Origin of the sequence: Agrobacterium tumefaciens (genome assembly GCF_005221325.1) — a bacterium.
Taxonomy (GTDB): Bacteria; Pseudomonadota; Alphaproteobacteria; order Rhizobiales; family Rhizobiaceae; genus Agrobacterium.
In genome coordinates this window covers 135,274-158,104 of record NZ_CP039891.1, presented here as the reverse complement: position 1 = coordinate 158,104, position 22,831 = coordinate 135,274, and the positions used below count along the sequence as shown (strand labels likewise).

At 58.4% G+C, this 22,831-nt stretch carries 26 protein-coding genes; 14 read left to right on the top strand and 12 right to left on the bottom strand.

Annotated features, from left to right (window positions below; all coding sequences use genetic code 11):
- The first annotated feature begins 377 nt into the window (after positions 1-377).
- Genes CFBP5499_RS28380 through trbI form a run of 12 tightly spaced genes read left to right on the top strand, consistent with a single transcriptional unit; the run spans position 378 to position 10,695 of the window.
- Complete coding sequence (locus CFBP5499_RS28380; protein ID WP_080831034.1) at positions 378-1,013, top strand: acyl-homoserine-lactone synthase; 636 nt, start codon at positions 378-380, stop codon at positions 1,011-1,013.
- On the top strand, positions 1,010-1,981 hold the full coding sequence (gene trbB / locus CFBP5499_RS28375) for a P-type conjugative transfer ATPase TrbB (RefSeq protein WP_080831036.1): 972 nt from the start codon (positions 1,010-1,012) through the stop codon (positions 1,979-1,981). Before CFBP5499_RS28380 ends, trbB begins: the two co-directional genes overlap by 4 nt.
- Positions 1,971-2,381, top strand: coding sequence for a conjugal transfer pilin TrbC (gene trbC, locus CFBP5499_RS28370; protein ID WP_080831038.1), 411 nt, complete (start codon positions 1,971-1,973; stop codon positions 2,379-2,381). The genes trbB and trbC overlap by 11 nt, the downstream gene beginning before the upstream one ends.
- Positions 2,374-2,673, top strand: a complete 300-nt coding sequence (locus CFBP5499_RS28365) for a conjugal transfer protein TrbD (protein ID WP_080831041.1) — start codon at positions 2,374-2,376, stop codon at positions 2,671-2,673. Before trbC ends, CFBP5499_RS28365 begins: the two co-directional genes overlap by 8 nt.
- Positions 2,674-2,684: 11 nt before the next feature.
- A complete protein-coding gene (locus CFBP5499_RS28360) occupies positions 2,685-5,153 on the top strand; it encodes a conjugal transfer protein TrbE (protein ID WP_080831044.1) in 2,469 nt (822 codons plus the stop codon).
- The gene (gene trbJ / locus CFBP5499_RS28355; protein ID WP_080831047.1) at positions 5,125-5,934 is read left to right on the top strand and encodes a P-type conjugative transfer protein TrbJ; all 810 of its coding nucleotides are present in this window, start codon (positions 5,125-5,127) and stop codon (positions 5,932-5,934) included. The genes CFBP5499_RS28360 and trbJ overlap by 29 nt, the downstream gene beginning before the upstream one ends.
- Positions 5,931-6,164: an entry exclusion protein TrbK gene (gene trbK, locus CFBP5499_RS28350; RefSeq protein ID WP_080831049.1), complete on the top strand. Its 234-nt coding sequence runs from the start codon at positions 5,931-5,933 to the stop codon at positions 6,162-6,164. Before trbJ ends, trbK begins: the two co-directional genes overlap by 4 nt.
- Positions 6,158-7,348, top strand: a complete 1,191-nt coding sequence (gene trbL, locus CFBP5499_RS28345) for a P-type conjugative transfer protein TrbL (protein WP_080831051.1) — start codon at positions 6,158-6,160, stop codon at positions 7,346-7,348. The genes trbK and trbL overlap by 7 nt, the downstream gene beginning before the upstream one ends.
- Before the next feature lie 17 nt (positions 7,349-7,365).
- On the top strand, positions 7,366-8,028 hold the full coding sequence (locus CFBP5499_RS28340; protein ID WP_080831085.1) for a conjugal transfer protein TrbF: 663 nt from the start codon (positions 7,366-7,368) through the stop codon (positions 8,026-8,028).
- A gap of 17 nt (positions 8,029-8,045) precedes the next feature.
- A complete protein-coding gene (trbG, locus tag CFBP5499_RS28335) occupies positions 8,046-8,900 on the top strand; it encodes a P-type conjugative transfer protein TrbG (protein ID WP_137066524.1) in 855 nt (284 codons plus the stop codon).
- Positions 8,900-9,379 carry a conjugal transfer protein TrbH gene (gene trbH, locus CFBP5499_RS28330; protein ID WP_080831056.1) on the top strand — a complete coding sequence of 160 codons (480 nt, stop codon included), beginning with the start codon at positions 8,900-8,902 and terminating at the stop codon, positions 9,377-9,379. The genes trbG and trbH overlap by 1 nt, the downstream gene beginning before the upstream one ends.
- Positions 9,380-9,390: 11 nt before the next feature.
- Positions 9,391-10,695, top strand: a complete 1,305-nt coding sequence (gene trbI, locus CFBP5499_RS28325) for an IncP-type conjugal transfer protein TrbI (protein ID WP_080831059.1) — start codon at positions 9,391-9,393, stop codon at positions 10,693-10,695.
- A gap of 177 nt (positions 10,696-10,872) precedes the next feature.
- On the opposite strand, the gene CFBP5499_RS28320 is transcribed toward trbI, so the two are convergent.
- Complete coding sequence (locus tag CFBP5499_RS28320; RefSeq protein WP_080831087.1) at positions 10,873-11,523, bottom strand: TetR/AcrR family transcriptional regulator; 651 nt, start codon at positions 11,521-11,523, stop codon at positions 10,873-10,875.
- Positions 11,524-11,617: 94 nt separating this feature from the next.
- On the opposite strand from CFBP5499_RS28320, the gene CFBP5499_RS28315 reads away from it, so the two are divergent.
- Both CFBP5499_RS28315 and CFBP5499_RS28310 read left to right on the top strand, forming a co-directional pair.
- Entirely contained in the window at positions 11,618-13,036 is a 1,419-nt protein-coding gene (locus CFBP5499_RS28315; protein ID WP_137066522.1) for a coniferyl aldehyde dehydrogenase, read from the top strand.
- 80 nt (positions 13,037-13,116) lie between these two features.
- The gene (locus tag CFBP5499_RS28310; RefSeq protein ID WP_080830800.1) at positions 13,117-13,950 is read left to right on the top strand and encodes an SDR family NAD(P)-dependent oxidoreductase; all 834 of its coding nucleotides are present in this window, start codon (positions 13,117-13,119) and stop codon (positions 13,948-13,950) included.
- Between the two features lie 287 nt (positions 13,951-14,237).
- Here CFBP5499_RS28310 and CFBP5499_RS28305 read toward each other — a convergent pair whose 3' ends face one another.
- The 11 genes from CFBP5499_RS28305 to CFBP5499_RS28260 all read right to left on the bottom strand — a co-directional run bounded on the left by CFBP5499_RS28305 (position 14,238) and on the right by CFBP5499_RS28260 (position 22,676).
- Positions 14,238-14,681 (bottom strand): PaaI family thioesterase, encoded by a 444-nt coding sequence (locus CFBP5499_RS28305; protein WP_080830803.1) that lies wholly within the window; start codon positions 14,679-14,681, stop codon positions 14,238-14,240.
- Between the two features lie 123 nt (positions 14,682-14,804).
- Positions 14,805-15,659, bottom strand: a complete 855-nt coding sequence (locus tag CFBP5499_RS28300; RefSeq protein ID WP_080830805.1) for an alpha/beta fold hydrolase — start codon at positions 15,657-15,659, stop codon at positions 14,805-14,807.
- A 562-nt stretch (positions 15,660-16,221) separates the two neighbouring features.
- Positions 16,222-16,464 (bottom strand): hypothetical protein, encoded by a 243-nt coding sequence (locus CFBP5499_RS30945; RefSeq protein ID WP_419458346.1) that lies wholly within the window; start codon positions 16,462-16,464, stop codon positions 16,222-16,224.
- Complete coding sequence (locus CFBP5499_RS28295; RefSeq protein ID WP_080830806.1) at positions 16,421-17,191, bottom strand: Phenylacetic acid catabolic protein; 771 nt, start codon at positions 17,189-17,191, stop codon at positions 16,421-16,423. Before CFBP5499_RS28295 ends, CFBP5499_RS30945 begins: the two co-directional genes overlap by 44 nt.
- A gap of 3 nt (positions 17,192-17,194) precedes the next feature.
- The gene (locus CFBP5499_RS28290; RefSeq protein ID WP_130932623.1) at positions 17,195-17,461 is read right to left on the bottom strand and encodes a hypothetical protein; all 267 of its coding nucleotides are present in this window, start codon (positions 17,459-17,461) and stop codon (positions 17,195-17,197) included.
- A complete protein-coding gene (locus CFBP5499_RS28285) occupies positions 17,458-17,772 on the bottom strand; it encodes a metal-sulfur cluster assembly factor (protein ID WP_158523325.1) in 315 nt (104 codons plus the stop codon). Before CFBP5499_RS28285 ends, CFBP5499_RS28290 begins: the two co-directional genes overlap by 4 nt.
- Positions 17,766-18,740 (bottom strand): 1,2-phenylacetyl-CoA epoxidase subunit PaaC, encoded by a 975-nt coding sequence (locus CFBP5499_RS28280; protein WP_080830811.1) that lies wholly within the window; start codon positions 18,738-18,740, stop codon positions 17,766-17,768. Before CFBP5499_RS28280 ends, CFBP5499_RS28285 begins: the two co-directional genes overlap by 7 nt.
- Positions 18,741-18,777: 37 nt before the next feature.
- Positions 18,778-19,626, bottom strand: a complete 849-nt coding sequence (locus CFBP5499_RS28275; protein WP_080830814.1) for an ABC transporter permease — start codon at positions 19,624-19,626, stop codon at positions 18,778-18,780.
- A gap of 18 nt (positions 19,627-19,644) precedes the next feature.
- The gene (locus CFBP5499_RS28270) at positions 19,645-20,457 is read right to left on the bottom strand and encodes an ABC transporter ATP-binding protein (protein WP_199445989.1); all 813 of its coding nucleotides are present in this window, start codon (positions 20,455-20,457) and stop codon (positions 19,645-19,647) included.
- Between the two features lie 4 nt (positions 20,458-20,461).
- Complete coding sequence (locus CFBP5499_RS28265) at positions 20,462-21,472, bottom strand: ABC transporter substrate-binding protein (protein WP_158523326.1); 1,011 nt, start codon at positions 21,470-21,472, stop codon at positions 20,462-20,464.
- On the bottom strand, positions 21,465-22,676 hold the full coding sequence (locus CFBP5499_RS28260; protein WP_080830820.1) for a CaiB/BaiF CoA transferase family protein: 1,212 nt from the start codon (positions 22,674-22,676) through the stop codon (positions 21,465-21,467). Before CFBP5499_RS28260 ends, CFBP5499_RS28265 begins: the two co-directional genes overlap by 8 nt.
- Between the last annotated feature and the right edge of the window lie 155 nt (positions 22,677-22,831).

Sequence of the window (22,831 nt, the reverse complement as noted above, 5' to 3'; positions counted from 1 at the left end):
TTTGCGATCTATTTCCCGGAGGTCGTCACTTTCGAAAAAATGGCTTGAAGGCCATCATTTGCGAAACTATCTCCCGATTCCCATCGCGCCGCAAGACATTTAAGGTTAACAACAAGTTAACGGATTTTGGGGGAATCCAGTCCGCTCGCCGAATCTGCGATATCTTTCCGCTAGTTAGTCAGATTCCAGTGGTGGCGTATAGTCGGTGGAAACTGCAGATCTGCAGAAATCCAGCGCATTTCGCACACCCCGCCGTAGTTTGATTCACAACTCGGCTACCCCCGACTCACCAGAATCACCGCCTGCAGATCTGCAGATGGCCAACCATGGATTGAGATGATCTTCATCCCGCTGACGAAGTTCACGCGGAGATAAGGATGCAGGTTCTCACCATCTCGCCCGACCGATATGTCGAGCATCAGACTCTTCTCAAGCAGATGTACAGGCTGCGCGCCGACGTATTTGGCGGGCGGCTCGAATGGGATGTCGCCATCACCGATGATGGCGAGCGGGATCAGTACGACGAATTCAATCCAACCTACATCCTCGCCACCTCCGGCAACAAGGTGGTCGGATGTGCACGCCTCCTTCCCGCAGTGGGCCCGACCATGCTGGAGCTGACATTTCCGCAGCTCTTGAGGGATGGTTCGCTCAATGCAAACACCGCGATGATCGAGAGTTCGCGCTTCTGCGTTGATACGACTTTGCCCGCGGGTAGGGGAGGGAGCCAACTCCACCTTGCAACATTGACCATGTTCGCCGGGATCATCGAATGGTCGATGGCGAATGGCTACGACAAGATCGTTACCGCCACCGATCTACGTTTCGAGCGCATCTTGAACCGAGCGGGATGGCCGATGGCGCGGTTGGGTGAACCCGTTCCGATTGGCAATACCGTCGCCATCGCCGGCACGCTTCCAGCGGACCAAGAGAGCTTCGAACAGGTTCGCCCTTCGAACTATCGGTCCGTTCTCTCTTGTGCCGATGATCACCCGGAGAGGAGCGCAGCGTGAACCAGCTACGTTCCCACCCTCGCCTCGTCCGCAAGCTCCAGGATGCGCTTGGCGATCAACTATGTGTCGCGCTCAACGATTCCACGGTCGTCGAGATCATGCTCAACCCTGACGGCCGACTGTTCATCGAGCGTCTGGGTCACGGTGTCGCGGAGGCTGGGGTCATGGCGCCAGCGGCGGCGGAAGTGGTCATCGGTAGCGTCGCACACGCGCTCCAGTCGGAGGCAGACGACGAGCGCCCGATCATCTCGGGCGAACTTCCGATCGGTGGCCATCGATTTGAAGGACTGCTTCCACCAATCGTCTCAGGGCCTGCCTTCACGATCCGTCGCCGCGCCTCGCGTCTCGTCCCGCTCAACGATTATGTGTCCTCGAAGGTGATGACAGAGGCGCAGGCATCAGCCATTCGCAGCGCGATCGACGCCCGCATGAACATCGTCATTTCCGGCGGCACTGGCTCCGGCAAGACCACGCTCGCCAACGCAATCATCGCAGAAATCGTTTCAGCTGCACCCGACGATCGCATGGTGATCCTCGAAGATACTGCCGAAATCCAGTGCGCGGCCGAAAACGCAGTCTGCCTGCATACCAGCGATACAATCGACATGGCGCGGTTGCTGAAAAGCACCATGCGGCTGCGCCCAGACCGCATCATCGTCGGTGAGGTCCGCGACGGTGCCGCGCTCACGCTCCTGAAAGCCTGGAACACAGGCCATCCCGGAGGTGTCACCACCATCCATTCGAACACCGCTATGTCGGCGCTGCGCCGGCTTGAGCAACTGACCGCCGAAGCCAGCCAACAGCCAATGCAGGAAGTGATTGGTGAGGCAGTCGATCTCGTCGTCTCTATCGAGCGGACGGGGAAGGGGAGGCGGGTCCGCGAGGTGATCCATATCGAGGGATACCGCAACAGCCACTACCAGACCGAACACTATGCGCAAATCGACGAGGACAGCCATGTCGCGTAACAACTATCCTATTCTCGCTGCGATTACGTTTGCTGCCATCTCCTTCAGCCGTTCGGAGCCCGCATTTGCGGGTTCAGGTGGCGGCGGCCTTCCGTGGGAATCTCCACTGCAGCAGATCCAACAGTCGATCACCGGTCCTGTCGCGGGGTTCATAGCGCTTGCCGCGGTCGCGATCGCCGGTGCCATGCTGATTTTCGGGGGCGAACTCAACGATTTTGCCCGTCGCCTTTGCTACGTGGCCTTGGTCGGCGGCGTCCTGCTCGGCGCCACACAGATCGTCGCGCTGTTTGGCGCGACCGGTGCTTCAATTGGAGAGCGCCGTGGCGCGGCAGATATTGATCCGGCTGCCTCAGAGCAGGTGACAATGCCGCCCGTGGCAGGGGAGGGGACTCATGGCTGAAGCCGGCTCCAACCTCATCCGGTCGCGGGTGCATCGGGCCCTGTCGCGACCGAACCTTTTGATGGGCGCCGATCGCGAGCTTGTCCTGCTTACGGCACTTGCCGCCATCATTCTGATCTTCGTTGTGCTCACCTGGTACGCAGCACTGTTCGGTGTCGCGATCTGGTTGGTCGCGGTCGCAGCCCTTCGTATGATGGCCAAGTCCGATCCACTGATGCGGAGGGTTTACATCAGGCATATCTCCTACAAGAATTTCTACCGCGCGACATCGTCGCCGTGGCGCACCTACTGAGGGAGTACGGCATGGTTGCCCTCAAATCGTTCCGCCATTCCGGACCATCCTTTGCCGATCTCGTTCCTTATGCCGGGTTGGTCGATAACGGCGTCGTTCTCCTGAAGGACGGCTCGCTGATGGCGGGCTGGTACTTTGCCGGCCCGGACAGCGAAAGCTCGACCGATGCCGAGCGCAACGAGGTGTCGCGACAGATCAATGCCATCCTGTCGCGCCTCGGGTCCGGATGGATGATCCAGGTCGAGGCTGTCCGGGTGCCGACAGGGGATTATCCAACAGAGGATGCCAGCCATTTCCCTGATCCGGTCACCCGCGTCATCGATGCAGAGCGGCGGGCACATTTCCAGAAGGAGAGGGGGCACTACGAAAGCCGGCATGCGTTGATCCTGACGTGGCGCCCACCGGAGCCGAGGCGGTCCGGACTGACACGCTATGTCTATTCCGATGCTGGCAGCCGGTCCGCCACCTATGCCGACAAGGCTATCGAAACCTTTCTGACGTCGATCCGGGAGGTCGAACAGTATCTTGCCAATGTCGTATCGATTCGACGGATGATGACCCGCGAAACGCCAGAGCGCGGCGGTCATCGTGTCGCCCGCTACGACGAGCTCTTCCAGTTTATCCGCTTCTGCATCACCGGGGAGAACCATCCGGTGCGCCTGCCCCAGATCCCCATGTACCTCGACTGGCTGGTGACGGCCGAGCTGCAGCACGGTCTGACGCCGCTGGTCGAGAACCGGTTTCTTGGTGTGGTGGCGATCGATGGCCTGCCCGCGGAAAGCTGGCCCGGGATCCTCAACAGCCTTGACCTGATGCCGCTCACCTATCGCTGGTCGTCCCGCTTCGTCTTCCTTGACGCCGAGGAGGCAAGGGCGAGGCTCGAGCGCACGCGTAAGAAATGGCAGCAGAAGGTCCGGCCATTCTTTGATCAGCTCTTTCAAACTCAATCCCGATCGCTCGACCAGGATGCGATGATGATGGTGGCAGAGACCGAGGACGCGATCGCCGAGGCGTCGTCGCAACTCGTGGCCTATGGCTACTATACCCCGGTCATTGTCCTCTTCGACGAAGATCAATCCCGTCTTCAGGAGAAATGTGAGGCGGTCCGCCGCCTTATCCAGGCGGAAGGTTTTGGCGCGCGGATTGAGACAATCAACGCGACCGATGCCTTTCTCGGCAGCCTGCCGGGCGTCTCCTATGCCAATATCCGCGAGCCGCTGATCAACACGCGCAATCTCGCCGACCTCATCCCGCTCAATTCGATCTGGTCCGGAAGCCCGATAGCACCGTGCCCATTCTATCCGGTCGGATCGCCCCCCCTGATGCAGGTCGCAAGCGGGTCGACTCCCTTCCGGCTCAACTTGCATGTCGACGATGTCGGCCACACGCTGATCTTTGGCCCGACCGGCTCCGGCAAATCAACCCTGCTCTCACTGATCGCAGCGCAGTTCCGACGCTACGCCGGTGCGCAGATCTTCGCCTTCGACAAGGGAGGTTCGATGTTGCCGCTGACACTCGGGCTGGACGGCGACCATTACCAGATCGGCGGCGATCTTGGTCCGTCAGCCAATGGCCAGGCGAGGACACTCTCTTTTTGCCCGCTGGCGGAACTCTCGACCGATGGCGATCGGGCCTTCGCCTCGGAGTGGATCGAGATGCTGGTCGCACTGCAGGGTGTAACGATCACACCCGACTACCGAAACGCTATTTCCCGACAGATCGGGCTGATGGCGGAATCAAGGGGCCGCTCGATCTCCGACTTCGTCTCCGGCGTCCAGATGCGCGAGATCAAGGACGCCCTGCATCATTACACCGTCGACGGGCCGATGGGACAGCTTCTCGATGCAGAGGAGGACGGGCTGGCGCTCGGCGCCTTCCAGTGCTTCGAAATCGAGGAACTGATGAACATGGGCGAGCGCAATCTAGTGCCCGTGCTCACCTATCTCTTTCGACGCATCGAAAAGCGGCTGACTGGTGTACCCAGCCTGATCATCCTTGACGAGGCCTGGCTGATGCTCGGCCATCCAGTGTTCCGCGACAAGATCAGGGAATGGCTGAAGGTGCTGCGGAAGGCCAATTGCGCCGTGGTGCTCGCCACCCAGTCGATCTCTGATGCCGAGCGGTCAGGCATCATCGATGTGCTGAAGGAGAGCTGCCCGACCAAGATCTGCCTGCCGAACGGTGCAGCGCGGGAGCCGGGCACTCGCGAATTCTATGAGCGCATCGGCTTCAACGAGCGACAGATCGAGATCGTCGCAACAGCGATTCCGAAGCGGGACTATTACGTCGTCTCGCCCGAGGGGCGTCGACTGTTCGACATGGGGCTTGGACCGGTGGCGCTCTCCTTTGTCGGAGCATCTGGAAAGGAAGACCTCAAGCGCATCCGTGCCCTGCATCTTGAACATGGGGCCAGCTGGCCTCTCCATTGGCTCCAACAAAGGGGGATCGCCCATGCCGACACGCTCTTCCCGACTCAATAGAATCTTGCACGCCGCGCTCGGTGCGGCCTTCATGCTCTCGTCCGCTCTTCCGCTTCCTGCGCAGGCCGGTGGCGTCACGGGACAGGCAACCGAATGGACCCAGCTTGCCAACAATACCGAACTGATCAGTCTGGTCGGCAAGTCCGCCGAACAGGTAAACAATCAGATCACCCAGATCTCGCAGCTGGCCGAGCAGATCCAGAACCAGCTCAACATCTACAAGAACATGCTGCAGAACACCGCGCAGCTTCCGAACCATGTGTGGGGACAAGTCGAAAGCGATCTGAAGAACCTCCAGACCGTCGTCAACCAGGGCCAGGGCGTCGCCTTCTCCATGGGCAATGCCGACGATGTCCTCAAGCAGCGGTTTCAGAGCTTCGCCGATATGAAGAGCAACTTGCCTGATGGTGCGAGCTTCTCCACGACCTATCAGAACTGGTCCGACACCAATCGCGACACCATCGCCGGCACGTTGAAGGCCGCCAATCTTACGGCCGAGCAATTCTCTAGTGAGGAGAGCACCATGTCGGAGCTCAGGTCGATGTCGGAAACGGCCGATGGCCAGATGAAGGCATTGCAGGTCGGGCACGAAATCGCCGCACAGCAGGTCGCGCAGATGCAGAAACTGCGGGGTCTGGTCTCCCAGCAGATGACGATGATGGGCACCTGGTTCCAGTCCGAACAGGCACAAAAGGACCTGGCGCAAGCGCGGCGCGAACAATTCTTCAGCGGGACCGAGCGTGACATCAGGAACGGCCAGACGATGGAGCCGCGCTGGTGAGCCCGCGTCTGATCGTCATTATCGCCCTCGTGGCGGTCGTTTCCGCGGCCGGTGCAAGCTTTATCACCTGGGTCGTCGTTCAGCAGCAGGCCACGCCAGTCTCAGGGTCAGGCACCGCCCCAATGAATTCATCCTCTGATGAAGAACAGCGCCAACATCGCGAACAGTTCTTTGGTGGGAACTCCGACCGCGACATTCGCGGGGGCCAGGAGATGAAACCACGATGGTAGCCGCTCCCTCTTTTCGCGCTCATGAGCGGAGCTTCATCGCGATTGCGGTCGTCCTGGTGGTTACCACGCCGGCGCTGGCACAGCAGGGCCAGGTCCTGACCACACTCGAAAATTCCGTCGTCACCGCCGCCAAGGGCTGGGAGACGACGGTGATGAATGCCGCCCGCTCGTTGTTCTGGATCCTCGCCGGCATCGAGGTCGGGATCGCGGCCGTATGGCTGGCAATCAACGCCGCCTCGCTCGACAGCTGGTTCGCTGAACTCGTCAAGCGCATCATGTTCATCGGCCTATTCGCCTTCATCCTCGACAGAGGACCGGAGTTCGCCAAGGCCGTGGTCGACAGTCTCTACCAGATCGGCGCCGGTGGCGGCTCGGCATCTCCCGCCAACATCTTCGATGCCGGCATTCGTGTCGCAACGAAGATGTCGGAACAGGCAAAGTTCGGCCTCTGGGAGGATAACACGCTGGCGATCGCCGCCGTCTTCGCCATGGTCGTGGTCGTCGTGTCGTTCAGCCTCGTCGCTGCGATCTTCGTTGCCGTCATGGTCGAGATGTATGTCGGCCTGCTCGCTGGCATGATCATGCTCGGGCTCGGGGGTTCCTCCCACACTAAGGATTTCGCCATCAAATACCTGGTCTACGCCTTCTCCGTCGGCATGAAGCTGATGGCGCTGGTGATGATCGCGAAGATCGGCTCCGACATCCTTCTCGGTCTGGCAGAGGCGCCAACCGCGACCTCTGAACAGTTCATCACCACGCTGGCGATTGCCGGCATCTCGGTCGTTGTCTTCGTCATCGCCATGTATGTGCCCCCCATTCTGCAGGGCGTGGTCCAGGGCGCATCGGCCGGCGGCGGCATGGAAGCCATTCGTCATGGCGGGCAAGCGGCATCCGCGGCACTCGGCGCCGGCTTCCTGATATCAGGTGCGGCCAACAGAGGCTTCGGGGCCGCGAATGCCGCAAGGGCAGGGGGCGCCTCTCTTGCCAGTGCGGCCCTGCGCGGCATGCAAGCCGGAATCGGCGGAGCCGCTGGTGCCGTCGGCTCGGCGGCAAAGGAAAAGGCGATTGGCTCGCCCGGCGCCTATGCCGGGTCGATCCTTGGCCTTGCCAACCCCAAACTCGATCAACCATCCGGCCGGCCCGGCACACCGCCTCCACCACCGCCAATCAACGACAGCAAATGACGAAAGGCCGCTCCGCAATGGCAGGACAGAATGTCCCAGATAATCCCTACATCGCCGCGCGCAACGAATGGAACGAACGTTATGGCTCGTACGTGAAAGCGGCAGCCGCGTGGCGCGTCGTCGGCATCGCCGGAATGACGATGGCCGTTATCGGTTTTGGCTACGCGCTTTACCAGAGCACCCAGGTCAAGCTGATCCCCTATATCGTCGAAGTCGACAAGCTCGGCACATCAGTCAATGCCGGCTTTCCGCAGCAGATTGAATATGCCGATCCACGCGTGGTACGCGCAACACTCGGCAGTTTCGTGTCGAACTTCCGCTCCGTTACGCCGGATGCTGTCGTGCAGAAGCAATATATCGACCGGACCTATGGGCTGCTGCGCACGTCCGATCCCGCGACCGAGAAGGTCAATGCCTGGTTTCGCTCGAATTCGCCATTCGAGAAGGCGAAGACCGCAACGGTGGCGATCGAGGTCAACAACATCGTCGCACTGTCGAACCAAAGCTACCAGATCGACTGGACCGAGTTCGAGCGGGATCGCCGCGGCAAGGAGACAGCCACGCGCCGCTTCCGCGGGATCGCCACCGTAACTTTGACACCGCCTCAGGACGAGGGCGTCATCCGCCTCAATCCCATCGGTCTCTACCTACGAGACTTCGACTGGACCGCGCAGCTTTGAAAGGCATGGCTCCCAACATGAACAGACGACACATCAGAGTACGGGCCACGCTGACTGCGAGCGCCACCATGCTGCTCATTTTCCCGGTGATGGCTTTCGCCCCCTCCCACGCACTTGCCGCCGATGGTGTCACGGTGAACGAGGCGAAGGGAATGGGCATCTCGACCCAGTGGCGTGGAAGCCGCGGCCTTGTCACCAAAGGTGCGGATGGAAAGGTAGTCTTCCTCTATGGCGAAGTGCAGCCGTCCGTCGTCTGCTCGCCGCTGCAGGTCTGCGATATCGAGCTCCAGGGCGGCGAGGTCGTTCGCGACGTTCTGGTCGGCGACACTGTGCGCTGGAAGGTGGAGCCTGCGACCTCGGGTGCGGCCGGTGGGCAGGCGATCCACCTGATCGTCAAGCCGTCGGAGCCGGGTCTTTTGACTTCGATGGTCGTGACGACGTCGCGGCGGACCTATCACATCCAGCTCAAGTCACATGCCACGCAGTATATGGCGCGCGTCGGGTTTGAATATCCCGAGGACGTCTCGGCAAAGCTTGCCGACGTTAACGCGCGCCTGGAGGCGAGTACGATCCCGGGCGCTGGCGTTCCGGCCGAGCAACTGAGCTTTGCCTATTCCGTCTCCGGCAGTGCCGGCTGGCGGCCGACGCGGGTCTATTCGGATGGACAAAAGACCTACATCCAGTTTCCGCGGTCGATCTCCGGGCAGGATGCACCGGTTCTCTTCGTCGTCTCCGGCGGCCAGAACCGCATCGTCAACTATCGCATGAAGAGCAACATGATGGTGGTCGATTACAATATCGATCGTGCCGTCCTCGTCTCAGGCGTCGGTTGGAAACAGCAGAAGGTGACGATCAGCAGGGGAGGGCGGTAATGCTGAATCTCCTCCGTCGTGGCGGAAACCGTCTAGGCCCGATCCGGTGCTTCGCCGCAACGATTGCCCTCGCCATCCTCGTTTCCGGTTGCCAGTCGATGGACACCAACGTCCTTGCCTCCAGCGCGGCACCTCCCGCAATCTCCGGACCGGCGGCGGGCGCGATCGCCGGCGACATGGTCAGCCGACTTGCCGAACAGATCGGACAGGGGAAGGCGACCGTTGTGCTCAAGCAAGATGGTTCTCCCTTCGGACAGGCGCTTGAAGCGGCATTGAAGGGATGGGGCTATGCCGTTGTCACCGACCAGAAGACGGATAGTAGCGCAGCCGTCATCCCGCTCGCCTATGTGATCATGCCCTACGACGGACAGGTGCTCGCACGGCTCTCTACGAGCAGTGTCGAACTCGGTCGGGCCTACACAGTCACGACATCGGGTGCAACACCGGCAAGCGCGCTGTCGCTCATGCGGCGCGGGTGAGGGAGGAAATCATGGTAGAATCTCTCAAGCTTGGAGGTGCTGGGAACAGTCAGGCCACATCCGGCATCAAGCGCGTGAACCGCGTGCCAATCATCGTCGTGATCGTGCTGTTGGTCGCATTCCTTGCCATCATCTTCTACGGCCTTACCTCGCGCGGGCTTTACTTCGGCAAGGATAACGGTCCGGACACCAGTTCGGGCAATCCGGCCTCGACCTATGCCGACCAGATCAAGCGGGGGGTCACCGACGGCATCATTGGTGAGCCACAGCCGCAGACGACGTTCCAGCCGACGCCGGTCGAGACGACGCAGGCCGAACACAAGGCGGCCAACCCATTCACGCAACCCGAACCGACACAAGAACAACGGAAAGGATCGGAACTGGAGCCGGAAGAGGTTTGGCGCACGCGACTCGCACGCGAGCAACAGGAACAGGTTTTGCGCGAGCAGCAACGCCAGAGGATGGCCCGAATGCAGGCGCGGGACTCCGCTTACGACGCGCCGCTCGCCATCGATCGCGGCAAGCTGGAAGCGCGGTCGGAAAAAGATGAGAGCGCAGGAGGCCGGACGACGACAGCCGCGGCGAACGGAAACGCATCCGATCTTTACGCCGCGGCCTTGCGCGCTGGTCTGGGCGGACAGAACATCGACCCCAACGGACAGACTTCCAAGGAAGACTTCTTCAATACCGATCTCAAGGATCTCGGCTATCTGCCGAACCGGGTCGTACCACAACAGTCCCTGTACGAGTTAAAACGCGGATCCGTCATTCCGGCAACATTGATAACAGGCATCAATTCCGACCTTCCAGGGCGCATCACCGCGCAGGTCAGCCAGAATGTCTATGACAGCGCGACCGGCCATCGCCTGCTGATCCCGCAGGGCACGAAACTGTTCGGCCGTTACGATAGCAAAGTGTCGTTCGGGCAGAGCCGCGTGCTCGTCGTCTGGTCAGACATTATCTTCCCGAACGGCTCGACGTTGCAGATCGGCGGCATGGCCGGCACGGATGCTGAAGGCTACGGTGGCTTCAATGACAAGGTGAACAACCACTATCTCAAAACCTTCGGCTCGGCGGTCATGATTGCCCTGATTGGGACCGGCATCGACATGGCGGTGCCCCAGAGCTCAACGCTTGCCACGCAGGATACGGCGTCCGATGCGGCAAGGCGCAATTTTGCCGAAACCTTTGGGCGAGTAGCCGACCGCACAATCCAGCGTAACATGGACGTGCAGCCAACGTTGCAGATCCGGCCCGGCTACAGATTCAGTGTCCTCGTAGATCAGGATATTGTTTTTCCGGGGCAATATCGTTGAAGAGCGTGATGGGCCTCCCGTAGAGAAAGCGGTTGGCTCGATCGGCTCCCGACAGTTGATATAATCGACACTGCATTCGGCTCCAGCGACGAGATAATCAAGGTAGAGCCAGCCAGCCGGGCTCGAGTGCCTACTACAGCCGACGCTGCTTGATCGGATGACGCCCAGAACGCGAAATCATTGTTCACGCGGCCCCAGGCTTCGTATGAACTCAGTGGTCGGTTGCGGGATTGCGAGCCCTTCCACCAGAGTGGCAATGGCTGCATCCAGCGGCGCAGATCCGACTTTTTCTGGCACCAGGAGCCCATCGATCGCGAGCAAGGTGATACCGTGAATGAGCGCCCATGCGGCGGTCGCCTGTCCCCTGACAGGTCGCTTGCGAATGGTCCCGGCAGCTTGACCGCGGTTGAGCATGTCCAGCACTATGTCGAATACCGCTAACGCCCGTTGATCGAGATGCATTCCTACGGCTCGCCCTTCCTCCGCGCTGAACATCAGCCGGTATAGGGCCGGGTTATCGGTTCCGAACGCGACATATGCCAGAGATATCGGCATGATTTCTTCGAGCAGAGATCGGGGGGCTTCGGGTTTCGCCTCCGCTAGCGCCTCGCGTAGTCGATCAAATCCAATCATGGCGAGTTCGACGAGCAGAGCTGCTTTATCCGGAAAGTGTTTGTAGGGCGCAGCGTGGCTGACGCCGGCCCGACGGGCGACTTCTCGCAGCGTGAACTGCCAGTTCTTGTCATCCCGGAGCATGTCTAACGCCGTTTCAATGATTGCGCGGCGGAGATCACCGTGATGATAGGGGCGGTTTTGGACGTCTGTCATGGCGATAAAGTTTCTCTTGGATACATTGTTGACAGTGGTAACATTGCGGTCTATATAGACCTCCATGTTGCTTTTGTCTACATCGGAGTATGCCATGAACGCTATAGAAGAATTCACCGACGCCAACCACATGGGCCGTATCCTCACCGCCCAGCGAACCGCCTTTCTCCGCGACGGGGCGCCATCACTCGCGGATCGTCGCGCCAATCTCGCCAGACTGAAGCAGGCACTGATCGGTCGCCGCGCGGCCCTTGAGGCGGCCGTCTCTTCGGACTTCGGGCATCGTGCCCGTCACGAGACAGCGATCATGGAGGTCTTCGGAGTGATCGCCGGCATCGATTATCTAAGCAAAAACTTGCGTCGCTTCATGCGGCCTGAGCGGCGTCATGTTTCGCTCCTGATGCAATTCGGCCGAGCCCGAATCGAGTATCAGCCGGTTGGCGTCGTTGGCGTTATCTCGCCTTGGAACTATCCAATTCAGCTATCTCTGATGCCGGTGGTGACCGCGATCGCCGCGGGGAACCGCGTCATGCTCAAGCCGTCCAATGTGACGCCGGCAACAAATGCCCTCCTTTCATCGATGCTCGGTGAAATCTTCACGGAAGAACAGGTTGCGCTCGTCGAGGGTGACGGTGCGGCCTTCTCAACCCTACCGTTCGATCACCTTGTCTTCACCGGCAGCACAGCAGTGGGGCGCGCGGTGATGAAGGCGGCGAGCGACAATCTCGTGCCGGTCACCCTGGAGCTTGGCGGGAAGTCTCCGGCAATCGTTGCCAAGGGCGGTGTTCAGGATCGTTTTGTGTCCGATATCGTCTGGGGGAAGCTTCTTAGCGGTGGGCAGACCTGCATCGCCCCCGACTATGCCTTGGTGCACGAATCCGAGGTCGACACATTTGTCGCGAGTTTCGACAGGCTGGCAAAGGCGGCCTATCCAGACGGTCCGACCAGCAAGGACTACACTTCCATCGTCAACGACCGTCAGTATGGGACGCTGATCGACCTGATCGAGGATGCCCGTGCCCACGGCGCACAGATTATCGAGGTCGGGCACCGGCCTGGTGACGCCGCCCGCCGTCCGCATACGCTCGCGCCGACGGTAGTGCTGGGCGTCACCGATGAGATGAAAATCGCTCACCAGGAGATATTCGGTCCCATTCTGCCTATCTTTTCCTATCGAGACATCAGTGAAGCGATCGCCTATGTGAACGCCCGTCCGCGGCCGCTGGCTCTCTACTATTTCGGTGGAGACTCTGCGGAACGCCGAAAGGTGCTCGACCGCACGACATCAGGCAACGTTACGATTAACGGCACGATCATGCATGTCGCCCAGGATGACCTGCCTTTCGGCGGCGTGGGCGCAAGCGGAATAGGCGCTTATCACGGCGTCGAGGGCTTCAGGCGACTGAGCCATGCCAAAGGTATCTATGAGCAGGGACGGTGGAACACCGTCAAAATGTTCCATCCTCCCTACGGAAAGTTGGTCGAGCGCATCCTAAACCTCATGATCCGGTAAAAATCAAACCCTGTAGGAGCTAACAAGCAAGACTTCGCGTCAGCTCCGCCGACATGTCCATCTAATTGAAAGGAAACCAAATGCAAAACGTCGCTAACGCGGAAACGCAAACCTCCCTCATCAGAAAATTCAATGGTGCCGCAACGAAGCGGGCCCTGATTACCGGCGCCTCCAGCGGCATGGGCCTTGAATATGCCGAACTACTGGCAGCACAAAACGTAAATCTCGTGCTCGCCGCGCGGCGCAGGGAGCCGATGGAGAAGCTCGCCATAGAGCTTCGACAGAAATATGGTGTCGAGATCGTTGTTGAACCGATCGATCTTGCAGCCCCTGGCGCTGCCGCTCGCTTGAAGAGCAGTCTGGACGACCAGTCGCTGCAGATCGATATTCTGGTGAACAATGCCGGGTATGGGTTGCACGGCGACTTCCTGGACACCCCGCTAGAGCGCACGACCGATATGATACAGCTCAACATCACAGCGGTCACGGAACTGAGCTTTATCTTCGGGCAGGATATGGCAACCCGCGGGTCTGGTCAGATACTCCTCATTGCAAGCATTCTGTCATTCCAGCCCGTTCCCGGGTTTGCCGCTTATGCAGCAACGAAATCTTACGTGTTGTCGTTTGGAGAAGCTTTGCACGACGAACTCCGCCCTCGAGGCGTGACGGTCACCTGCCTTTGCCCAGGACACACCGAAACCGGGTTCGATTCGGCCGCAAGCGCACCTGTCTCACGCATGCTGCGGTTTCTAACGATGAAGCCCCGTCCTGTCGCCGAAAGTGGTCTTCGCGCGCTATCACAAGGAAAAGCTTCCGTCCTCCCAGGATTGATGAACAACATCATTATATTCTCAAACCGCCTGACGCCGCGATCGATGCAGCGAGCCGCCATGAAAAGTGTCACAGGGGGATAAAGCTGAAGTCGGCCGGCGACCGACACGTCCGTCGCCGGCCTGCTGGATATTGGCGGCCGTTCTGGATTTCTAGTGAGATCGGCATCCATATGACAACGCGAATGTCGCCCGTATCACCACACCGTTCGGGGCCATCAAGCAAGACGAAGCGACAATCTATGCGATGATCCAGAAGGCCGAAACGCTCCGCACATTCCAGATCAAGAGCCGCGCCAGATGCCGATGTTGCCTGAGAATTTCGCTTCCACGCAGTCATCACTCGAAAGCCATGTGGAGACACTTGGCCATTAGCGGGGCTGGAAGATCAAGAGCGTAGACGTCGCGGTAGCCGATAACCGGCCATCGCCGTCGTGAACCGTCGCTTCTGCAAACGCCGCACGACCTCCGATAGAGACGAGCCGCCCGACCGCACGCACGACACCACTTCGCTCGGTAAGGGGCCTGAGAAAGGAGACTTTCAGTTCGAGGGTTGTATACGCGAAGCCTGGCTTCAGACCAGTATGCGTGGCGACGGCGCACGCACTGTCCAGCATTGTCGCGATGTAGCCACCGTGTACAGTACCCATCGGATTATAAGCGCTGGCGTCGGGCATACCCTCGAATACAGCGTGGCCGTAATCAGCTTCGATGAGTGATATGGCCAGTTTCTCCCCGAAGGGAGGTTGTAAACCCTTAGCGAGAAGTTCCCTTACCTGATCAAGTCCGCTCAAATCCGCTAGTCCCTCGTTCATCTGTGACTTTTCCTATTAGGTGACATGGTTCCGCGCCATCGAATATCGCAGCAGAGCTAGGATCTAATCTCAAACCGGGTCCGTTGACCAAGCTACAAGCCGCGCTTCATGCGTCGCATTAGATTAGGCTGGTTCGGTCAGGAATCCGTGAGCCTGCTCGACGAAGAGCGCGTGAAATTGGAACAGGCCGCCGTGTCCAGCATCGGGATAAATGCTTAAGCGTGAATCAGGAATGAGCCGGAGAAGCTCGAGAGAACGTGCCGTCGGCACCATTACATCTCGATCGCCGTTGACGATAAGCGTGGGAATGTTCAACTCCGTGAGGCCGACTGGCGCTTCCCGATTCCATTTGCCGATCGCTTCCGTTTGAGCGTGTATGGTTTCAGGAGTCACGGCGTGGTCGCGATCATCCTCGCGTTCATCGAGGCGCGCGAGGAAAGCGTTTGCCTCCATCTGCCCCGCAGCGGTCTGCGTGAAAAACAGAAGATGCTTTGGATGCTTGCCCGCCGCCTGCGCTTTGGCGATTACGCCTTCCAAATCCAGGGGAGGGTTGGGCGTTGCTGCATCGGCCAAGTCTGCGCCGGCAGGACCGGTACCTGCCAAGATTAGCTTGCGCACCAGCCCCGGATTGTCAACGGCAATCACCTGGGCGATGAAGCCGCCGAGCGAGAACCCGACAAGATCAACCGTCTTATGTCCCAGCGCGCCGATGAAGGCGACAGCGTCCCTGGCCATTTCCTGTACGGACGTCGGCGTTTCACCGCCACTACCGCCCACGCCCCGGTTGTTGAAGATGACGACATGATGATTTTTTGCCAGACCGTCGATAACCCGTGGGTCCCAGTCTTCCAGCACGGCGGTAAAGTGATGCAAAAAAACGATCGGGACGCCGCCCGGGGTTCCGATCTCGCGGTAAACGAAGGGCGTCCCACCGACATCAACAGATCGAGTTGGTGCATTGGAATAATTCATGGTCATTACTGCTCCTTTTTGGAAATGGTTAGGCGAACCGCGCAGCGTGCCAAGACGGCATTTTTCTCGGTGTGGTCAGGAAGAAGGTCAACCTGACTAGCGCCCGGACGACCCAGAACGAACATTATTGATGTCAAACGAAATCTATAATGTCAACTGTCCCATTTATGGCTCAGACTGGGATTCAGCTGCCTGCGCGCGCGAGAAAATCGCTCCAGGAAGACAGAGCAGCTGTTTCAGGATGAAGAGATTTGACAGACGTTACACCGTCAGGCCGCCGGTCTGAGGGTGGCGCGCTAACCGATACTGCCACCAGCATCTTTGGCTTTCGCGCAGCATGAGAAATCTCAGAAATCTTGCAGGCGGGACAGGTAACCGCCGTCCCGCCAATAATCAATGTCGCCTACGCCACTAGGTACGAAGTGCTGGCGAAGTAAGACAACAACTTCGTGCCTTTTTTTCACTGTCATATTGGAGCCATATTGCCACACAGGGGTTCTGAACAGTTAATCGGCTAGCGATGCCACAACTGACTGTGGTACGGCGACCAATCTAACGATCTGCGAGCTCATCTTCCAAAACTCTTCTCCTCTTCTTGACGAAGATCGTCTCGCCACTTCACCCAATGAAAAAAGCTTCGACAATCGAGGCACCGATACAGCACCTCGGAAACGCTCCCTCCGAAGAGCGACTCCATGCGCACGTTGTCTCCATCACAATGGGTGCAGCGAACAGAGATAGGAGGATTCGTGACGCTCGAAGAGGTTTCACGGGACCGCAAGTTCAGGTTCCTTGAAGCGAAGGAGCTCATATAGCGTCTCGGGTATGCCCCGCCGTCCACTTCGACGAAGTTCAGCCGAGACCGCGCCACCACGATTTCCAGCGGTCAATTCATTGATAGTCGACGAGAACGCCGGGAGGGCGGCGCTAACTTGTTCTCTGAACTCGGCAAGCAGTGCCGTATCATCGATTGATCGGGTGCCGCTCAAATGGACCACATCATCGACATCCGCTGGGCCCCACCACTCGATAAACAGCTTCAGGCGCTTTTGCAGCGAACGGTGAATATCCTCATCGATACCGTTCGTCAAAACGTCCAGCCATCCTTCGAGATACACAAGGTGGAACCTCGACTCGTTTTGGATCTTGCGCGCCAGACGCGCAAACGCGCCGTCACCATCAGCCGCAGCAAATGAGCCTAGCCTCAAAGTTACGGCGAGTTCCACAAGATACGCCGTGACGATGAGATCAGCCCAGGACTCAGGCGGATAATCGAGCACGCGGGCGCTTCGGATGTCGGCCGCTTCACGCTGCCACTCTGCTTCCGGTCGCGTGAAACCGTACCGGGCAAAGTAACGGTAAAGAGCGCGGGAGTGGCCGTAGTGATCCTGCGTTAGTGCGCAAAGCGCGGTCCAATCCTGCACTGACCGACCGTTCGGAAGAGCGATGAAATACCAGCTTCCAAGTACAAATTTGGTATCTGCTATAGCGAGCAACTCGCTGAACAGCTGCTTCTCCAATGCTTTTTGTGACAACATCGTTCAGGCTCCAGGTTCGAGATGGTTGCGGGCAGGATGAATCTGCACGATCGCTACTGACGGAACGATGATCATTTGCTGCCAGGAAATGTGATCGAAAAGATACCAAGCGCGCGCTTTCGCAAGCTTTACATTCGGGGCCTCAACACTTCCGATATGCTCGAGTTGGGCCCCTGCATCGGCACGCGCAAACACTTCATAGTGGGTCGGCCCAGAAGGCCCGATTTCGAGGGCCGTATCAATCTTCTTGAAACCGCTCTTTTCGCTCATGTTCGAATTCCATTTCTGCGCATGAATTCCCGTGCTTCCGGCGCAATCATGCTCGTCGTCCAGTGGTGATGCCAGCCTTCGTCAACGATGACGCCCGTGACACCCGCAATCGTGCTTACGGCCTGAACTATATCGTTCTTCAGCATTGAGACGCCTGGACAAGCCAGACAAGGGATGCCGAGTTCGACCATAACGGTCCCATCATCGGCAATCTCTATCCCGCGCAACATGCCCATCTCCTCGATGGGAACCGGTACGTGGGGATCGTGCACGGCCCTCAGTGCGGCCTTGACCTGGAGTTCCGTTACCAAAGGTCGTCTCCCCAGAGCTCTTGCTGAAGGCGTGTCAGTCCGGGGATCTTAAATGGTCCGCCGCGCTTCCACTGCGCCTTCTTCTCTTCCCACGTCACTGTGCGGAAGTCCCATTTTCCGACCTCATTGTTGAACAGGATGGGAAGCTGGTAATCCAACACGTAAATCCCGAGTTCCGCGTCAAAATGGGCAGGGACCTTCAGCCCGACCTCCTCGCAAAACGGCACTACCCTGGACAGCCATTGCTGACGCAGTTGATCATTGCTCAGTCCCCGGACGCGATAGTGCAACTGGTCTGTACGCGACTTGACGTCGTCGGTCGTGCCGAACCATTCCGCCGTGCGTGGGAACGTCAGATCAATCTGAGCCTGAACGCGTTGACGCACCTCTTCACCCAGCCCCATGTAATGTCGAATACTGTACTCGCCGCGCTTCACATGGAAGTTCTCTTCGAAGTTAACTTTGCGAAGCGATCTGCTGTAGGGGCCGTAAGAACAGTTCGATTCTAGGTCGATCGTCGTAATGTAACCCGCCGCGTCACCCATGATGTGACCCACGGCCGTGGAGATCGCGTCAATAGGCTCCCACTCAAGATTATAGAATGTTTTGAAGTCTTCAGGCCGCCTGATGAAAAGTTGCTCGTAGGGGTCTATTCCGAAATCCTCAAGCAGCCGAAACATGATTTGGGCGTGGCCCATCTCGTCTTGCAATGCCGAAGCCAAAGCGATGCGCTCGTTGATCGAATTGCTCTTGAAAAACGAATTGTGCTGCAAGGGTAGCGTCATGACCTCAAGATCGGCAGAAATGGAGATCGTCGCTTTCAGAACCAACCGATACCGGTCAGTCATCTCATCGATCGTTTCGACGTTTCCACCTGCCTTGAGGCGTGTTTGGAGCGCAACCTCCTCCGCTTCGGTGCTTGAGAGGCCCACGGTTTTTGCCGGTGCTTGGGGAGCAAGGGTGGTCATTTGAATCTCCTGACAATTTGGAGCGAGGTTCTCGCGGCTAAGCTCGACGAAGTGGTCCATCCACGCGCCATGGAAGAACGAGATTTTCTAATCGCAGGAAGAGTGCGTTCAACACATATCCGACGACTGCCAGGGTCAGAACACCGGCATAAAGCTTCTGTACACTCAATGTCTGCTGCGCCTGGAGGATGAAGAAACCCATCCCTGCGCTGCCCGCGATCATTTCCGCAAAAACACTGATGATGAGCGAAATGGCGAGCGAAGTTCGAAGACCGACAAAGATGTATGGTGAGGCATGAGGAAAAACGACAGCGATCAGCGTCCGCCATCGGCTCAGCTCGAATGTCTTCGCTGTTTCACGAAGCGTCGGGGTCACCGATCGTACACCCGCATATGTATTGACAAGGATGGGGAAGACCGCGCCGAGCGTGACTGCCGTGACCTTGAGAGCGGCGTCGATCCCGAGGAAGAGAATAAGTAGCGGGACAAGCGCTGAAATGGGCAGTGGCCGCAAAAGCTCGACAAAGGGTTCCAGCAGCTCCCAGATGACCTTACTGCTCCCCATCGCCAACCCGATAACTATGCCGATTATTGCGGCAAGGCCATATCCAACTGCCATCAGGCCAAGCGTCGAGCCAAGTTCACTAATGAGGCGTCCTGAACTGGCTTCCAGCCACCAGGTCGTCGCAACTTTCGAAAGGGCGGGGACGCTCGGGAGAGCGATAAACCCGAGCCTAACGCTGAGCTCCCACGACACGAGCAACAATATCACTGCGATCCATCCGGATGTGCGCAATGGAGGCCGAAAGGCCACCTTTGTGAAAGGGCCGCGACCGGTATTGGACTTGGGGATGGGCACAGCATATGTATTGGTTGAAATCGTCATGCGTTGTTCCAATGTGAGCTACTGGCCAAGGATCAGCTGATACAGTTCCCGCCGTTGATGGCTGAAAGCTTCGTGCTCGCGCGTCTCGATCTGCGAGCGCGGGCGGGGCAGAGCAACCTCAACGTCCGCAGCGAAACCATCGCCGTCCGGGTTCAGTACAAGGATGCGGTCTGACAAGTAGAGGGCCTCGTCGATGTCATGCGTGACAAGCAGAATAGTCAGGCCAAGCTCTTCCCAAAGTTTAAGCAGCATGTCCTGCAGCTTGGAACGACTGAGAGCGTCAACCGCGCCGAAAGGCTCGTCCATCAGCAGAACACGAGGCGAGGACGCCAACGCTCGGGCTATCGCAACGCGCTGCTGCATGCCACCTGACAACTGCCACGGGTACTTGGCCGCAGCATCTTCCAACCCGACGAGCTTCAGATAGTGAAGCGGACCCGCATCGCTGGAATTTCGCGTGGCAGACCCGTTCTTAAGACCAAAGCGGATATTGGCTTCGACAGAACACCAGGGAAAAAGAGATTCGCTGTAATTTTGGAAGACATACCGGGCGCCCGAAGGCGGGCCTTCAACCACGTTGTTGTCGATCTCGATCAGGCCTGCGTCAGAAGGCAAGAGGCCTGCAAGAATGCGCAGCAGCGTTGACTTCCCGCTACCAGACCGCCCAACGACGGACACGAAGGAACCTGCCGCAACGGTGCCACTAAGCCCCTGAAGCGCCAAAGACTGGCGGTTCCCATTCCCGTATCCTTTAGCGATGTCGGAGAACGCGACCCGGGCGCCATGCGAGATCGGACGCGCGCCACTATTTGATGTCGAAAGCGTACTCACGAACTTATTTCCCCAAAGCAGGTGATAGAATATGCGGCGTGATGTCCACGGAAGCAGGAACGCCCCCGAATTTTGCAGCTCGATCGAGCCATGCCTGCGTTGCGGCAATATTTACGGGTTTGGTCTGAAATTTGCCGAAACGGATGCGATCGATGAGACCGGGCACGGCCTTGTCCAGCTCGACCAAGTCTATTCCGCTATATTTACCGAGGATCAACGCCCGTTCCTTGATCGTTATATTCTTCTCATCAGCGACCACGCGATTGATAGCTCGGGCGATCCGAGCAAGCAGTTCGGGATTGGTTTTAGCGAAGTTTTCATTGGCGTAATAAGCGGTGAAGGTTGCTCCTTCGGGAGCGGCCTTTTCCGTTGTATCGCCGAGAGAGACGGCGCCTTGTTCAAGCACCAGACGGCTCGACGCCGGTTCGAACGTCAGTACAGCATCAACATCGCCGCGGGCCAGCGCCTGGCCGTCTCCGTTTGTAGGAATTATCACCTGCTTGACGCTCGAAGGGTCTACGCCGGCGGCCTCAAGCCATATGCGCACGGAAAGACCAAAAGTCGGGGCAGGGGGAACGCCGATGCGCTTGCCTACAAAGTCGGAAGCTACGCGCAAACTTGACTTGGGTCCAACCAACAGGTCCGAACTACCGTTGTACGTACCCGGCAGCAAAAGTTTTACATTGGTGAAGCCGTTTGAAAGACCGCTGGACCATGCCAGGATGTCCCCGAACGTCACATCCACGGCGCCGCTGGTCGCGGCGGCAATGGCTGCAGGGCCGTTTTGGACTGGGACGAGTTCGACATCGATCCCCTCTTCTTTGAAATAGCCACGCTCAACGGCAATCAATGCTGCGAGGGGATTTGAGTATAGAACGCCGAAGCGGAATTTCGTCTTCTCCTGCGCCTGGCCCGGTCCTGCGAACGCGGCGAAAGCCAACGTGAAAAACAAAGAAAGCGTTAAAAATCGTACTGCCATGGTCCACCTTTGGCTCGAAGAGTGCTGTTCATCCATGGATTGGCGCCTCTTGCAGGATCGTCTTATAGCCAGCACCGATACCTGGAGCGTCAGGGGCGAAAATCGCTTCAGTCCGAAGCAGCTCATCCAGGGAGTTTTCGTCGATACCAATCTCTTTGAGGACGGCAAGGGTATCTTCACCGACCCGCCCCAGGCGTAGGTCGGGTTCGCCAGGATCGGCCGAAAACTTGAGCGGTGTTCCAAGGTGCGGCCGACCGTTCCGGTCTCGCAAAAGCATGCTGCGGGCCTCGGTGTGTGGATGGGCCAAGGCTTCAGCGAAGTTCAATACGGGACCGAGGCTCAGCCGCTTGTCCTTTGTCCACTCGAGCCATTCGTCCAAAGTCCTCGAGGCAAAAGCGCGCCTTAAAAAGCTCGCTACGGCGGATTGATCTGCCCCCGGCGTTATCGCGTGCGGGATTAGATCCTCGCGCTCCAGAGCCTGGAGCAATGCCCGTGCATATCGAGGTTCATGCGCACCCAAAGAAAGCCATTTGGCGTCCGCAGTGCGGTAAGTCGATAGAAGAGCGATACCGACATTGAAAGTAAATTCCTGCGGCGCATCGAGGGTGCTCAGCGCTTGTGACAGGGCAGTGGGGCGCGCAGTTAGTGTCGCATCGAACATTGAGAGATCAAGATGGTCGCCTCCTCTCCCTTCGCGTGCGGCCAGAAGCGCCATCAGAATCCCAGAAAGAGCCGAGTAGGCGGCAACAACGCCGGCGATAGGGACAGTCGGCGCAATCGGACTGCCGTCATGGCCTCGCGCATATGTGCCAGCAATCGCCTGCACCAGTTGGTCGTGCGAGCCGACCTCGCGCAAGGGACCAGTTTGACCAAAAGCGCTGACCGAACAGTAAACGAGGTCGGGGTTCCAATCCTTCACAGTATTATAGTCGAGGCCAAGGCGGCGACTCGTGCCCGGTCCGAAAGATTCCACGAGCACGTCAGCGGCCTGAACTAGTTTTTGCAGTGCGGATCGCGACTGAGGAGCTTTCAGATCCACAGCGACATAACGTTTGCCGCGATTAAGGCTGGCGAAAAAGGTACTTTCCTCCTCACCAACGCGGCCGGCGTGCCGCGTAGGGTCACCGGTACGAGATTCAATTTTGATGACATCAGCTCCGTGATCGCGCATCACGGCGGAAATCAATGGCCCCGCCATAAACTGCGAAAGGTCCAGCACGCGCACACCTGATAACTTCATCGCTAATCCTGTCTTTAAACTCTATCGAAATAGTAGATTACTATAAAGCGTGTGCACACACATATTTTTTCCTTTTGCTCCAGATTACCGAAATATCGTGTCTTTCTGAGTGCCTATACCTCGTTAGAAAATGACAACATCTGTCGTTCGCTTAG